At 71.0% G+C, this 13707-nt stretch carries 15 protein-coding genes; 2 read left to right on the top strand and 13 right to left on the bottom strand.

Annotated features, from left to right (window positions below; all coding sequences use genetic code 11):
- Nucleotides 1-38: 38 nt before the first annotated feature.
- The 12 genes from OG329_RS02825 to OG329_RS02770 all read right to left on the bottom strand — a co-directional run bounded on the left by OG329_RS02825 (nucleotide 39) and on the right by OG329_RS02770 (nucleotide 11386).
- Nucleotides 39-596 carry an MOSC domain-containing protein gene (locus OG329_RS02825; protein ID WP_405792470.1) on the bottom strand — a complete coding sequence of 186 codons (558 nt, stop codon included), beginning with the start codon at nucleotides 594-596 and terminating at the stop codon, nucleotides 39-41.
- A gap of 7 nt (nucleotides 597-603) precedes the next feature.
- Entirely contained in the window at nucleotides 604-837 is a 234-nt protein-coding gene (locus tag OG329_RS02820; RefSeq protein ID WP_405792468.1) for an acyl carrier protein, read from the bottom strand.
- A complete protein-coding gene (locus OG329_RS02815) occupies nucleotides 834-1886 on the bottom strand; it encodes an NAD(P)H-dependent flavin oxidoreductase (RefSeq protein WP_405792466.1) in 1053 nt (350 codons plus the stop codon). The genes OG329_RS02820 and OG329_RS02815 overlap by 4 nt, the downstream gene beginning before the upstream one ends.
- On the bottom strand, nucleotides 1883-2812 hold the full coding sequence (locus OG329_RS02810) for a hypothetical protein (protein WP_405792464.1): 930 nt from the start codon (nucleotides 2810-2812) through the stop codon (nucleotides 1883-1885). Before OG329_RS02810 ends, OG329_RS02815 begins: the two co-directional genes overlap by 4 nt.
- Nucleotides 2799-3713, bottom strand: a complete 915-nt coding sequence (locus tag OG329_RS02805; protein ID WP_405792462.1) for a diiron oxygenase — start codon at nucleotides 3711-3713, stop codon at nucleotides 2799-2801. The genes OG329_RS02810 and OG329_RS02805 overlap by 14 nt, the downstream gene beginning before the upstream one ends.
- Before the next feature lie 5 nt (nucleotides 3714-3718).
- Nucleotides 3719-4687 (bottom strand): inositol monophosphatase family protein, encoded by a 969-nt coding sequence (locus tag OG329_RS02800; RefSeq protein ID WP_405792460.1) that lies wholly within the window; start codon nucleotides 4685-4687, stop codon nucleotides 3719-3721.
- Entirely contained in the window at nucleotides 4684-6015 is a 1332-nt protein-coding gene (locus tag OG329_RS02795) for an aspartate aminotransferase family protein (RefSeq protein ID WP_405792458.1), read from the bottom strand. Before OG329_RS02795 ends, OG329_RS02800 begins: the two co-directional genes overlap by 4 nt.
- Nucleotides 6016-6120: 105 nt before the next feature.
- The gene (locus OG329_RS02790) at nucleotides 6121-6645 is read right to left on the bottom strand and encodes a hypothetical protein (RefSeq protein ID WP_405792456.1); all 525 of its coding nucleotides are present in this window, start codon (nucleotides 6643-6645) and stop codon (nucleotides 6121-6123) included.
- A 219-nt stretch (nucleotides 6646-6864) separates the two neighbouring features.
- Entirely contained in the window at nucleotides 6865-7905 is a 1041-nt protein-coding gene (locus OG329_RS02785) for a phosphotransferase (RefSeq protein WP_405792454.1), read from the bottom strand.
- Between the two features lie 31 nt (nucleotides 7906-7936).
- Nucleotides 7937-8881: an ROK family protein gene (locus OG329_RS02780; RefSeq protein ID WP_405792452.1), complete on the bottom strand. Its 945-nt coding sequence runs from the start codon at nucleotides 8879-8881 to the stop codon at nucleotides 7937-7939.
- Nucleotides 8878-10038 carry a zinc-binding dehydrogenase gene (locus OG329_RS02775; protein ID WP_405792450.1) on the bottom strand — a complete coding sequence of 387 codons (1161 nt, stop codon included), beginning with the start codon at nucleotides 10036-10038 and terminating at the stop codon, nucleotides 8878-8880. Before OG329_RS02775 ends, OG329_RS02780 begins: the two co-directional genes overlap by 4 nt.
- A 145-nt stretch (nucleotides 10039-10183) precedes the next feature.
- On the bottom strand, nucleotides 10184-11386 hold the full coding sequence (locus tag OG329_RS02770; protein ID WP_405792448.1) for a Rieske 2Fe-2S domain-containing protein: 1203 nt from the start codon (nucleotides 11384-11386) through the stop codon (nucleotides 10184-10186).
- A gap of 464 nt (nucleotides 11387-11850) precedes the next feature.
- Between OG329_RS02770 and OG329_RS02765 the strand changes: the two genes are divergently transcribed.
- A complete protein-coding gene (locus OG329_RS02765; protein WP_405792446.1) occupies nucleotides 11851-12387 on the top strand; it encodes a hypothetical protein in 537 nt (178 codons plus the stop codon).
- Nucleotides 12388-12441: 54 nt separating this feature from the next.
- On the opposite strand, the gene OG329_RS02760 is transcribed toward OG329_RS02765, so the two are convergent.
- On the bottom strand, nucleotides 12442-12876 hold the full coding sequence (locus OG329_RS02760) for a DoxX family protein (protein WP_405792444.1): 435 nt from the start codon (nucleotides 12874-12876) through the stop codon (nucleotides 12442-12444).
- 295 nt (nucleotides 12877-13171) lie between these two features.
- Between OG329_RS02760 and OG329_RS02755 the strand changes: the two genes are divergently transcribed.
- The gene (locus tag OG329_RS02755) at nucleotides 13172-13570 is read left to right on the top strand and encodes a DUF6223 family protein (RefSeq protein WP_405792442.1); all 399 of its coding nucleotides are present in this window, start codon (nucleotides 13172-13174) and stop codon (nucleotides 13568-13570) included.
- Nucleotides 13571-13707 lie beyond the last annotated feature (137 nt).

The following is a 13707-nucleotide window of genomic DNA, read 5'->3' as shown; positions in this document are numbered from 1 at the left end:
GTCTTCCTGTCTTCAGGGCCATGGGCGGGTGGTTGGGTTCAGTGCGGGGGAGCGGGAGCGGGAGCGGCCGGCAGGAGCGGGCGCGCGTCCTGCGGCAGGGGGAGGATCCGGTCGCCCGCCCGGATGGTCCCCCCACGGACCACCTCGGCCCGCAGCCCGCCACGGTGCAGCAGGCCACGGATCAGACCGGGGCGGACCAACTGCTCGAGACGGGCGCAGGGTTCGCTCAGTGCGAGTCCGCGCAGGATCACCGTGCCGATCCGGAACTCCCGGTCCACCAGCGGGTTGAGCCGGATGTCGCGGCAGACGAGGTTGCGGCGGCATTCGGCGGGGGTGAGCGTGATGCCGTGTTCGCGGGTCAGGGCGTCCAGGGACTCGGCCTCGATGAGGGTGACGTCGCAGACCCCGGACGCCCGGCCGGTTCCCCGGCGTCGGGGCCGGGGGGCGTCGCCCGCCCAGTAGTTGCGGTCCCCCGCCAGGCCACGGCCCGTCACCGCGCGGGCCTGTGCGACGTGGAAGGTGGGGTCGCCGGTGTGCGCGGCGAGGTGCAGGGAGATGACCCGGCCGGGTCCGGGCAGCGGCGGATCCTGCGCCATGGGCGGGTCACCCTTTCAGGAAGTGGTCCCTGAGGGAACGAAGAGTGCGGAACTGGTCCACGTCGATCTGGTCGAGTTGCAGTTCCCGCCCGATCAGGTCCTCCAGCAGCAGGATGAACTCCATGAAGCCGAGCGAGTCGATCAGCCGGCTCTCGATCAGATCGAGGTCTTCCGGGATTTCCTCGACGGTGGGGTTGCGTTCACGCAGCCAGTCCACGACCGGCTTGATCGCGTCGTTCATCGATACCTCTCCTGGAGCCGGTTCGGCCTGGGGGTCGGCCTAGGGGTCGGCCTGGGGGAGCTGTTCCCGCGAGCGCTCTCGTACTCCCGGCCGAGGCGGGCCACGATGACGGCGGCCGGGAGCCGGGCGGTGACGCGGGTGCAGGACCGGCCGCAGTACATGGCCATCTCCTCGATACGGCCGGTGGTGCCGGCACCTGGAGCCGCCGCGCTGTAGCGCGGTACCGGGTGTTCCCGGCCGTCCACCCGGGTGGTGGCGATGAAGGTGGCCGGGGCGCGTTTCGCGGTGGCGGCGGCGGTGGTGGCTGCGGTGAGGGGATTGCGCAGGACACGGTGCGGGCGGTGCGGCCAGCCGATGTCGAACAGGGAGGTGACCAGGGTGTCGTCGGCCACGGCCTCGACCACCCGCCGTTTGAACTCCGGGTGCGCGATGGATTCTTCGGCCGGGACGAACAGCGTTCCGGCCATGGCCCCGTCCGCGCCTCGGGCCACGGCGCCCGCGAGGTCTCGTCCGGTGGCGATCCCGCCCGCGACGGCCAGTAGCGCGTACGGGTAACGGGCCCGGACGTCGGCCAGCAGGGAATCCACCGGCAGTCGGCCGAGCAAGTGGCCACCGGCTTCGGTGCCTTGGAGGACCAGGACGGCCGCACCGAGTCCGAGCGCGCTGCCGGCGTCCGCGACCGTGCCGACCTGGACCACGAGCGGGTGCCCGGCGGCCCGCACGGCCCCGGCCGCGTCGGCGTCGGGCAGCCCGAAGGAGGTGACGAAGGCGCTCCGGGGCAGTTCGGGCAGGACGGCCCGGAGCTGGTCCAGGCAGGCGGCCGGGCCGGCGGCCTCGGGGACCACGTTCACCCCGAACGGGCGGCCGGTGGCCGCCGCCACCTCACGGACCAGGCGGACGGCCCGCGCGGGTGGTTCCTTGTACAGCGCGAGGGTGCCGCCCGCTCCGGCCCGGGACACCGCGGCGCACAGACCGGGCCCGGCGACAGCGCCCATCCCGGCTTGCAGCAGCGGCAGTTCGAGGCCGAGCCGGGCGGCCAGTTGGGTCACGAGCGCTCCCTCGTCCGCCGTACCGCGCTATGTGCGGCGGCCAGGTCCCCCTCGAAAAGGTCACCCAGGGCGTGTACCCACCGTTCCAGGCCGAAGGCGACACAGCCGGTGAAGGCCGGGCGGCCCGCGTGGCGGATGGCACGGCGCTCGCCGAAGAAGTTGCGGTGATTGTTGGTGGAGGCCACGGCGGTGCCGTCCCTGGTCACGTACTCCTCCTTGACCGGGGCGAGCATCTGCATGACGGTGCGGGAGCCGTCCTTCTCGAAGAACGGGTCGGTGGCGGGCTGTCGGTCCAGGGTGAGACCGAGGGCCGTGCCGAAGGCGGCGATCCGCTCCCGGTACCGGTCGAGGTGGGCCCGTACGGCATCGGCGGAGCCGACGCACACGATCTCCCGCATGGTGAACCCCCAGAGCCGCCGCAGCCCGTCGTGATGGTCCTCGTTGCGGAAGCACTGCGCGACGGTGGTGATCAGAAGAGGGGCGTCGATGCTGGTCCCGGAGAGGTGCAGGAAGCAGCCGTAGCAGGCCGCGGAGGGCAGCAGGTGGGTGGCGTCGTCCAGGTCGGCCGCGGGCAGCGCGGTGGCTGCGGGCAGTGCGGTGGCTGCGGGCAGTGCGGTGGCTGCGGGCCGTGCGGTGGCTGCGGCCGTGGCGTGGGCGGCCAGCCGGTCGGGGCGGATGCGGGTGACCGGGTTGCCCAGGTGCGGGAAGTTACGGAAGTAGTCCAGGGTCCGCAGATCTTCGGCCCGTAGCAGCGGCGGGTAGCTCTGCCGCCGGGCTCCGGCCTCGGTGCCCCAGCGGGTGAACACCGCGTCGAGCGCGTCCCTCAGCAGGACGGCGGGTTCGTCGAGGGTGGCAAGGCCGTCCCGTACCGACCAAGTGGCCCCGGTCTCCCTCGTGTTCGTGGCGGCGGGGTCAGTGACGGGCATCGAACACCCCGATCCGGTTGAGGAAGCCGGTCGTCTTGTGCAGGACCTTGGCATGGGCGGCCTGCCGGGCGGGGTGCGTGAGCAGCCGCCGGCGCAGCGCGAAGCCGTCCGGGAGTCCCGCGTCGCGGTAGACGGCCGGGTTGTAGAAGGACTCGATGCTGGTGGTGAGGTAGCGGCCGAGGTAGTCGCGCAGTTCGCGCAGGGCCACGTCGTCCGGGTCGCGCTCGAGGAGCCGATTCCACAGCAGGTGGACCAGGCGGCAGCCGAAGGCTATGTGGCGGGATTCGTCCTGGTGGTGCAGGTGGTTGAGATGCCGGACGGTCGGGTGCAGGCGGCGGTCGGCGGCCATCCGGACGTTGTAGTGGTCCACGACCTGCTCGAAGATCAGGATCCGGGCGAAGACCAGGAAGTTCTCGATGTCCGGGTCGCGTGGGGCCCCGGGCAGCTTGACCGACTTGTCGGGGTAGATCTTCCCGGCGTACTTGAGGCAGAAGGTGGCGAAGAACCACATGTGGTCGTTCTCCTCACCGATGAAGTGATGGAAGAACTCGGAGGGGAGTTCGAAGCCGGGCGTGTGGACGCGCCGGGTGACCTCGATGAGCAGTTCGCGGATTCCGTGCACGTTGAGGCTGTAGAAGTTGACGCTCTCCCACCGGCTCAGTGCCTGGAGCCGGGCAGGGCTCAGTTCGTCCATCAGCTCGGTGCCGTGGAAGGAAAGCAGCTCGGGGGACATCCACAGTTCGTCGGTGGGGATCGTGGCCGGCCAGTCGAAGGTGGTGAAGGGGTTGTAGTAGTCCTCGGTCGCCTTGTCGGAGAGCCGGTCGAGCAGGGTCCGGAACTCGGTGTCGTCCGCTGTCGCGGTGGCCGCCGCTCGGGCGGGCGGGGTGTTCGGGGGGCGCATGGACGTCACTCCTTCCATCGGATGGCCGACAGCAGGGCCCGGTGGAGTTCGGGGGTGGACGCGGCCACGCAGGACCGCTGGTTGGCGATGCTCAGGTCGGTCAGGACCGTGTCGCCGAGCGGTTGTCCGTAGCCGTCGGTGATGACGGCTCCGGCCCGCTCGGCGAGGAAGACGGCCGCCGCGATGTCGTACGGGAACAGGTGCAGGACCCGGCCGTTGCCGACGCGTTCGAACTCGGGCAGCAGCGCCGGATCGTCGCGCAGCAGCCGGTTGCCGATGTCCACGTAGGCGTCGAGCTGGCCGGTGAGCAGCCGGGATATGGACCAGGTCGCGCTGTTGAAGACGAAGACCCCACCGGTGTTGGCCGAGCGGTCGATGAGGTGGCCGTACGCCTCGGTCATCAGATGGGCCGGGTGGCCGTTGAACTCCAGCGACCACAGCATCCGCGCGGGGTCGGTGGTACGGGTCAGCGCCGGGACGCGATGGTCGTAGCCGTGCGCGGTGATGCCGGGTGTCGCCCGGTCTCCGTAGAGGTAGGCGCCCGTGCGCAGTTCCATCAGTATCGCGTGCTCGACGTCGGCGATGCGCGGGAGCCGGGACATGCGCGCGACGGCGACCGAGACGGTGGCCGACTCCAGGCCGGCGACGGCGGGCCGGGTGCCGTCGATGGGGTCGACGACCAGCAGATGGGCCGGATCCGTGCCGTGGTACCGCAGGCCGCCGTCCTCGGAGTAGACGGCGACAGGCAGGTCGTGGTCGGCGACGTACTTCCAGGTGGCCGCCTCCGCGACGTCGTCGAGGCCGAACTGGGCGTCCCCGCCCGGCGAGTGGCCCCTGACCAGGCGGCTGCCGGCCCGGTGCTGCGCTGCCAGTACGGCCTCGCGGACGGCTCCGGCGAGCCCGGTCACGTACTGCCGCAAAACCGCGGCCCCCGGCCGGCCGGCGTGTCCGGGGCCGGGTCCGGGTCCGGTCATGCGGCGGCCTCCGCGGCGAAGAGGGCGTCGATCCGGTCGCAGAGCAGATCCGCCTCGGCGCGGGTGAGGATCAGTGGCGGGCGGATCTTGATGACGTTGCCCCGACCGTAGCGGGAGGTGCGCAGGATCAGGCCGTGGTCCATGCCGCGCCTCGCCAGGGCCTGGGCCCGTTCGCTGTGCGGGCGTCCCTGGTCGTCGCCGATCTCGATCCCGATCATCAGGCCGAGACCGCGCACGTCCACGACGGCGGGGCGGCGGGCGGCCAGCGCGCGCAGCCTCTCCATGACGTGGGCGCCGACCTCCCGGACGTTCTCCAGGAAGCCGGGGCGGCCGATCACGTCGAGGGTGGTGGCAGCCGCGGCGGCGGCGAGGACGTTGCCGCCGTAGGTGAAGGAGTGGTGGTCGGCGCTGAGCCCGGACATCCGCTCGTCGGCGACGATCGCCGCGATCTGGGCGCCGGAGCCGCCGAGGCCCTTGGCGGTGGTCAGGATGTCGGGTCGGACCCCGTAGTGCTCGGCGGCGAACATCCGGCCGACCCGGCCTATACCGGTCTGGATCTCGTCGAAGATGAGGACGATGCCACGTTCGTCGCACAGGGCGCGCAGCGCGGGCAGATAACCGTCGGGGGGCACGATGTTGCCGCCGCTGCCGGAGATCGGCTCGACGACCACGCAGGCGACGCTGCCGGAACTGGCGTGGTCCAGGAAGTCGTTGATGCGCTCGACGCAGAGCATGCCGCAGCTCTCGGGGCCCGCCTGACGGTAGAAACAGCGCAGACAGTAGGGGTCGGGGACCTGGAGCACGCCGGGCATGAGGTGGGGGAAGGGCGCCTTGCGGAAGGACTCGCCCGACATGGTCGTCGTCATCATGGTCTGGCCGTGGTGGCTGCGGAACAGAGTGATGACGTCGCGGCGGCCGGTGGCGTGTTGCGCCATCTTGACCGCGCCCTCGTTCGCGGTGGAGCCGCCCGACACCTTGAGGTGCACCTTCGTCAGATTCGGCGGGGTGACCTCGACCAGCCGGCGCACCAGCTCGTTGACGGGCGCGGTCTGGAAGGTCGACGTGGTGTGCACCAGGAGTTCGACCTGGTCACGCATGGCCTTGACCACTTCGGGGTGCCCGTAGCCGAGGCTCAGATTGAAGGTGCCGGAAGCGCAGTCCAGGTACTCGTTTCCGTCGGTGTCATACAGGTGGACGCCCTCGCCGTGGTCCATCTCGTACGCGCTGACCGGGTAGTACAGGTGCTTCCGCGCGTAGCTCGCATAGCTCGGGGCATCGCTTCGTGCGTCGCTCGGCGCACCGCTCTGGGCGCGTATGAGGTCGGCCATGTGACTCCTGTCGACTTCTGTCCGCGGATACGGCGGACGGTGAATATCGATATCTCCCGGCGGCGGAATCAAAGGTTCCCATCGCTATTGCGGGGCGGCGGGAGTTTATACGTCCAGTACGAAGACGAACGTGGCGTCCCAGCCCTCGGGCGTCTCCCGCACGTCCATCAGGCATTCTGGCCGGAAATATTTGTCGAGATGGTTCCGGCGTTCGCCGGGAAAATACAGCATGGTGGTCAGTACGGCTCCGCCGGGCGGCTGCACCTTCACATGGACGTGGCGCGTTCGCCCCGGGTACATGGCGGGCAGCACCGTTTCGAGCCGCCAGTTCCCCTCGGCGTCCGCGAACTGGTGGCCGCGCAGCCGAAAACCGTCGTCGTAGACTCCGGCGCCCCCGACCTGCCAGAAGTCGAGCAGGGTGCCGCCGACAGGCTCCCCCTCGGGGGTACGAACGGCGCCGTGCAGCAGCATCGGGGCGCCCGTGTCCACATCGCCCCGGAAGCTGGTCCGCAGGGGGGTGTCGGGTTTGTAGTACGGCCCCTCGCGCAGGGCGGGTGTGGGCGGCGTCCCGTTGCAGCGAACGGTCGGCGTGAGTGTCTTCAGAGCATTTTCCGGACTTCCGATCTCCACGGCGGAATTCTCCCTCCATCAAAGATCTTTCGTTTCGGTCCAGGCAGAGTAACCGGAATTCTCGATGGTGAGAAGAAGGCCGTGTATCGCCTATCGGTCATTCCTTCGGCGTTTTACTGCCAGGGCTCACTTGATCCGCACGGGTGGCAGTTGTCTCCTGGGAATGGGGTGGCGTACGGGTCGGACGGGAAAGCGGCTGTCGGCGACAACCGGCGAGTATCAGGCGGTGGCGGACCGCCGTAGCACGCGGCGCGCGCGGGCGAAGTAGGCCGGGTCGGGGGGAGCGGTGAGGATGTCCGCGAGCGCGAAGAGGTCCAGCGTCCGGCTGAGCCGCAGCCAGTCCGCGGGCAGTTGGCCGTTCCCGCTGCGGAAGCCGTCGACGAAGCCCGTGGTGAAGGTGGGCGGGTATTCGTGGGCGAAGCGCAGCATGTTCCCGACGTCGAAGAGCGGGGAGCCGCTGAAGGCGAGCTCCCAGTCGAGCACGGCGGCCACCGCCCACCGCCCGCCGCGCCGTTGGACCAGAACGTTCTTCGGGTTGAAGTCGCCGTGCACCAGGCTCCGTTCACCCGCGACGGCGGTAAGTGCCCGCGGTCCGCGGCGGGCCAGGGCGCGCAGTGCGGCCGAGTCCGTCGCGCTCAGTGGCCGGTCCGGGGCCGCGGTGAGCAGACAGTGGTCGACGAAGCCGGGCAGATCGCCCAGCATGGCCGGACCGTCGGGGGCCGGTACGAGCGAAACGTCCCCGAAGGCGCCCGGTCGGGGCAGCCTGACCCGGCCGATCCGCGCCAGCGCCGCGCCGACGGCCCGGCCCAGGATCCGCGCTTCGCCGCTCGTCGGGCCGTCCGCGAGCACCTGGCTGAGCGGGGTCCCGTCCACGAACCGGTAGAGCAGGGTGGGGCGGCCGGTGGCGCGGCCCAGCGGATCGGCCGCCACCACCGCGGTCACCGGGACGGCACGGGCCGCCGCCCGGTCGAGAACGGCGATCTCCACCGCACAGGTGTTACGCGGGACCCTGCTGCCACCAGGCCGGTAGCGCCGCAACACGTACCGCTCCGTGCCTGCCGTGCCTGCCCCGCCCGACGCGCCTGCCGCGCCTGCCCCGCCCGACGCGTCCGGACGCCGGGCGGTGAGCAGGGCCATGTCGTTGGTGAACCCGCCGGGCAGCGGGTCCAGCGTGTGCAGCAGGACTCCGGGCAGGGCGTGCCCGGTCAGCCAGGCGTGGGTCGCCGGGTCCAGCAGACCCACCGGTCGGGAGAGCGTCACACCGAGCAGCCTGCCCGGTCCGGGGCGGCCCTCATGTGCCCGTTCCCTCCACCGGTCCGGCGCCGGGTGACGGCCGTGCGCCGGCGGCTGCCTCCGCCGCCAGAACCAGTCCGCCCGCCGGTCCGGCGAGCCGGCCGAGTTGTGCCGGGACCACGAAGTCGTCGGCCGCGTGCTCGGGCAGCCCCGGGTATCCGGCCAGTGTCGCGGTCAGTTCGGCTCGCAGCAGCGGAAAGAGCCCGGGGAACTTCGCGACACCGCCGCCGATCACGATCCGCTGAGGCGCCGTCGTATAGACGATGTTGCGCAGCCCCGCGGCCAGGTAGGCCGCCTCCAGCCGCAGCGCCTCACGCAGTGTGTCCCCCGACAGGTCCTCCGGCGGGCTACCCCAGCGGGCGCCCATCGCCTCGCCTCCCGCCAGCCCCTCCCAGCAATCGCCGTGAAAGGGACAGGAGCCGGGGAAGGCGTCGCCCGCGATCCGGGGCACCGTGAGGTGGCCCATCTCGGTGTGGACCAGGCCGCTGACCACCTTGCCGCCGATCACCGCACCGCCGCCGATCCCGGTGCCGACGGTGAGATAGACGTACGTGTCCAAGCCCCGCGCGGCACCCCACCGGCCCTCGCCGAGGGCCGCACCGTTGACGTCCGTGTCGATGCCCACCGGTACTCCGAGCGCGGCGGCGACCGGACCGGCGACGTCCACCCCGGACCAGCCGGGTTTGGGGGTGGCGGCGAGATGGCCGAACTTGGCGTGCCCCGGGCGCAGTTCGAGGGGCCCGAAGGAGGCGATGCCGATCGCGTCCAGCGGTCCCGTCCTGGCGGCCGTCTCCCGGAAGAAGGTGATGGCCCGAGTCAGGGTGGGGCCAGGTTGACCGGTCGGGAACCACGTCTCGGCCTCGATCCGGTCGGGGGCCGAGCCGACCAGGCAGACGAACTTGGACCCGCCGGACTCGATCGAGCCGAGCCGCGGCGCGCTCACGCGGCCACCGGCCAGCCGTCGGCGCCGACCGGGCCGGAGTGCGAGCGGATGACGACCTTGAGCGCGTCGTAGCGCGGTGGCCGGTCGGTGCCGTCGTCCCCCGCTGCCCGGCCGGTGCCGTCGTCCCCCGCTGCCCGGGTGAGGCCACCGAGCGCGGTGAACGCCTCCGCGTACCGGTCGAGCGGGAACTCGTGCGTCACCAGCCAGTCCAGAATCGGGCCGGTGTCGGCGCCGGTGCCGGGCCGCTGCGGGGTGCCGAGTTCGGCGGCCAGGTCCACGGCGACAGGGAAGATATCGGCCCGGTAGTCCCCGGCGCCGATCAGACGGATACCGCGGTTGGTGAGCTGGAGCGGGCGCAGCGGCACCGTGTAGGAGTCGTCGAACCCCATCACCACCACCCGGCCGCCGTCGTCGATCAGCCGAAGTGCCGCGTCCAGGCCGGTGCCCGTGGTGTCGAAGACGACGGAGGGACGCTCACCGCCCGATGCCTTCACCACGGCTTCCGCCGGGTCCGTCCCGGCCACGTCCACCACGTGCCCGAAGTGTTCGCGGGCCCGCTCCAGCCGGTAGCCGTCCGGTTCGGCGACGGTGACCCGGCGCGCCCGGCGGGCGGCGACCAGCGCGGTCAGCATCCCGATCGGGCCCGCGCCGAGCACCACCACGGTGTCGTCGAAGGTGACGGACGCGGCCTCGACGTTGTTCAGGACGCAGGCGAGCGGTTCGATCAGGACCGCGGCGCGGAAGGGCAGCCCGGCGGGAATCCGTTCCACGAAACGTTCCGGCAGGGTCACGGTCTCCGCGTACGTGCCGTCCCGGTCGACGCCGACCTCGGTACCGGCCTTGTGACGGCAGAAGTTGGTCGCCCCCCGGCGGCACGGGAGGCACCAGCCGCAGTACAGCGTCGGGTTGACCACCACCCGGTCTCCCACCCCGACCGAACGCACCCGGGACCCGGTCTCCCGCACCACACCCACCGACTCGTGCCCGAGCACGACGCCAGGCCGGGCCGGAAACCGCCCGAGCAGGATCTTGCGGTCCGTTCCGCAGACTCCCGTACCGACGATCTCCACCACGACGTCGTCATCGTGCGCGAGTTGTGCGGCGGGCCTGTTCCGTAGTTCGGCGGAGCCTGGACCCAGATAGACGAGAGCGCGCACACAACCTCCCCATCGGTGTCGGGAAGGCGACGCTAGCGCAGGCGAACGCGACCGGACAGGACGCCTCTGAGCCATTTCGCGGCTGCTGACCCGCTGGTCGACGGCGGCACGGTGGCCGCGATACGCACCGCTCGCACGCACAGGTTCAGCCCGGTCGCTTGCCGTCGGCGTCACCTTCGGCGCGCGGTGCGGGGCCGCAGAGCGTGGTTGCGGCGCACAAATCCGTCTTCGCCCGGATGGGAACGCCGTTGGAGCGCAGCACCTTCCGGACGTCGAGGATCAGCGGGAAGACCTCTTGGTTCCAGTCCGAGCCCTGTTCGTCCCAGGCCCGCTGCTCCGCCTCCACCGCCATCCGGTCCTCCGCGAACACCCGCTCGGTGAAGCGCCGGATCAACGGCCAGGCGACGTGGAGCGCACCGGGGACGGGCGGCTTCTTGATCATGAGCAGCCCGTAGACGTGATTGGTGCGCTGCTCGGCGTCCTCCGGTACGTACGCCACCCACAGCGAGAACGCCGGGAGTTCGGCCTTCTCGGGGAGCGCCTGAAGGGTCTGGTACGGGTACTGCGTACGGACGGTGATGACGTCCGGGGAATTACCGCCGCCGATGCCCTCGGCGGAGAGGAGGCCCGCGCCGCGGTCCTTCTTCCCGCCGGCGGGCGTGAACAGGTACCGGGCCTCCACGAAGTGCGGACCGGTGTCGTAGCCGAGCAGTTCCGGCTGGATCCGGCCGAGGACGCCCCGGTGCAGGAACTGGTGGTTCATGTCCAGCAGGTTCTCGTGCATGAACGAGTAGTGGCACCGCACCGTGCGGGAGAACGTCATGGTCCGGTGCTCGGCCGAGTCGTACGTCGGCAGGTCGGGAAACGGCGTCCCGGCGGCCTTCTCCGGGTCACCGGGGAAGACGAAGACCAGCCCGTACGCCTCGCGTACCGGGTAGGCGCGCACGCCGCGCGGCGGCCGGTCCACGCCCTTGGGCAGATACGGGATCTGCGAGATCCGGCCGTTTCCCCGGTAGGCCCAGGCGTGGTAGCAGCAGCGCAGGGACTCACCCTCCACGACACCCATGCTCAGCGGTACCTGGCGGTGCGCGCACCGGTCCTCCAGGGCGTAGACGGTGCCGCTCCCGCCGCGGTACAGCGCGATCCGCTCACCCGCGAAGTGGGCGGCGAAGGCGCTGTTCTTGCCCACGCTCGCGGATACGGCGACCGGATACCAGAAGTCGGGATCGATGCCGGTACGGCGGAGGTCGGCCACCGCGGGGGCGGGGGAGGGGCCGCGTACGACGTGTCGCTCGTTCGCCGTTCCGGGCTCGCCGGTCCCGTCCTGCGCGGACTGCGTCTCGGTCATACGATTCTCCCTCGCCTCTCCCTCGCCCGCGGGTCGTTCCGGTGGTGGGCCGTGCCGCGCTCCGGACCGCGACGGGGCCGCGGATCACGCGGGGCCGGCGATCTCGGGCAGCCCGTCCCATACAAAGGGCATTCCGTGCGAACGGCACCTTTTACGCACCCGGTGGAGCTGCGACACAGGGGTCACCCGGTGCCGGTCGCGGTGCCTTCTGGCCGTACGGTCCGGGCCCGGAGGTGTGCCGCCGGCTCGGGGGCGGCATGACCATGCCATGGCGCCGGCGGGTTCGAGGCGCGGGCGGGGGTCGCCGGTCTGCGGTCCATCGAGCCGGCTCCGCCGCGTACGGTGCCCAGCCCGCGCCCGCTGCGGTCGCTTCCTTCGCCGGATTCGGCGGACTCCCACCCCGTCGGGCGTCTACTGTACGGAGTCATCGCGCCACTCTGCGCGGTCGGTTGAGGAGGAATTCTGTGTCATCGCCCTGCGACCCCAAGCACGCTCCCGCCGGCGATGTGGGCTCGGCGCTCATGATGATCGACTCTCGGCTCAAGGCCGTTCACGAGGGCAGGACCGAGCCCGATCCCGAACAGCAGGCGCTGATCAGCCAGTTCGCCGCGTCCCTGGGCCCCGGTGAGGCCGATGACGTGCTGGACGGCGCGTGCACGCTCATCTTCCTGTTCATGAAGTGGCTGCGGCTGGCCTACGAGGACCACGACAAGGACGTCATCGAGTACGTGGTGCCGAACCTCGTGGGCACGATGCGCATGCTGCCCAAGAGCATCCGCCCCGAGGCCATCCCCACCATGATCGGCCTGGTCGTCGCCGCGGGCACCGGTCTGAGCCCCAGCCTGTGGCGCAAGCAGTACGGATACTGGACACGGGAGGAGATGACTCCGCTGGAAGTCACCGCCTTCCTTCTCGCCGAGCAGATCAACCGGCTCACCGACGACCAGGACTTCGCCACCCGCATGGTCACCGAAGCCCTGTTCAGGGCGGACGGAGACTGAGCGGGGACAAGAAACCGCTGACATCAGCGGCCCGAAAGCCCGTCAAGAGCCGTACTACAGGCCCCGGTTGACCGAGCCAGGACGCAACAGGGCCGCCGTACGGTCCCGTCGTCCCCACGCGACCACGGCGGCGAGCAGGAACAGGAACACGGCCAGGCTCGAGAACTCGTCGACGACGACGTTCGTGATCATCGCGCCGAGCATCAGACCCACCAGGCCGAGTGCGGCGAGGCCGACAAGGCGCGGCACGAGCAGGCCGACGACGCCGGTGATCTCCACGACGCCGACGAGGTACCGAAGCCACTGACCGGCCCCGATGTCGTCGAAGGAGTCGACCATCTGTTCCGCGCTGAGGAGCTTCGCGAAGCCGGCGGTCAGGAACACCAGCACCAACAACGCTTGGCACACCCATATGGCAATCTCAGTAGCGCGGCCCGCGCGGCCCGCACCGCCCGCACCGCCGCCGGACGACGTCCCCTGTCCGATCATCGAAATCCCCCCCAGTTCTGTCCCGCAAGGTTGTTCGGGCAACTGGCCGCTCGGACGATAGCCCGCCGCGGACTTCCGGGGGAAGGGCCGACGGTGCACACCCGAACCACGGTCGACACACCGCGCCGACGATCGGCCGGGGCGCCGGGAGTTGGGGAGACTGCCGCCGTGGTACGACGCCCCGAGCGGCTACAACACGGGTGGTAGGCCCCTCCGACTCCGGCATGACGACCCGTCACCGCACGGGTACCTATGGTTTTTTCCTGTGCCCGTCTTGCCGTCGAAGGGATCCTTGATGTCCGTCCGTAACTTGATTTCCGCTGCCGCAGTTGCCCTGCTCGGAGGGCTCTGGCTGGCCGCGCCGGCCGCCGCGCATGTCTCGGTCGCCGCCGAGAGCGACGGTTCCGGGCGGGGCATGGCCAGCACCGCCGCCGTGGTGGGCTTGATCAGCGTGGTTTTCGGCGGGCTGGCCATGGCTCGCTCCGGCGGCCGTGTCGGCGGGCGTCGCGGAGCCCTCGTCGCGCTGCCGCTGGGGGTGATCGGCCTGATCGTCAGTGTGCTGGCGCTGGCTCAGTCCAGCGACGGGGTCGGCACCGGCAACGGGCGGGGCGGGGCCGTCGTGGGCGTGGTGCTGGCGCTGATCGGCATGGCCCTCGGCTGGCTGGCGCTGTCCCGCTCCCGCCGTACCGCCTGACCCCACAGCTCCTACATACCACCTGACGGTATGTAGGAGCTTTCGTGTGTACCGCGCGGAGAGTACCGCCTTTGCGGTACTGGGATCGGCAGAGTGTCTTCATACGCACGTCGACGCGGGGGAGCGGGACCGCGAGT

It is taken from the genome of Streptomyces sp. NBC_01506 (genome assembly GCF_045040295.1).
GTDB lineage: Bacteria > Actinomycetota > Actinomycetes > Streptomycetales > Streptomycetaceae > Streptomyces.
The sequence above is the reverse complement of the archived record's forward strand: the minus strand, read 5'-3'. Positions and strand labels throughout refer to the sequence as shown.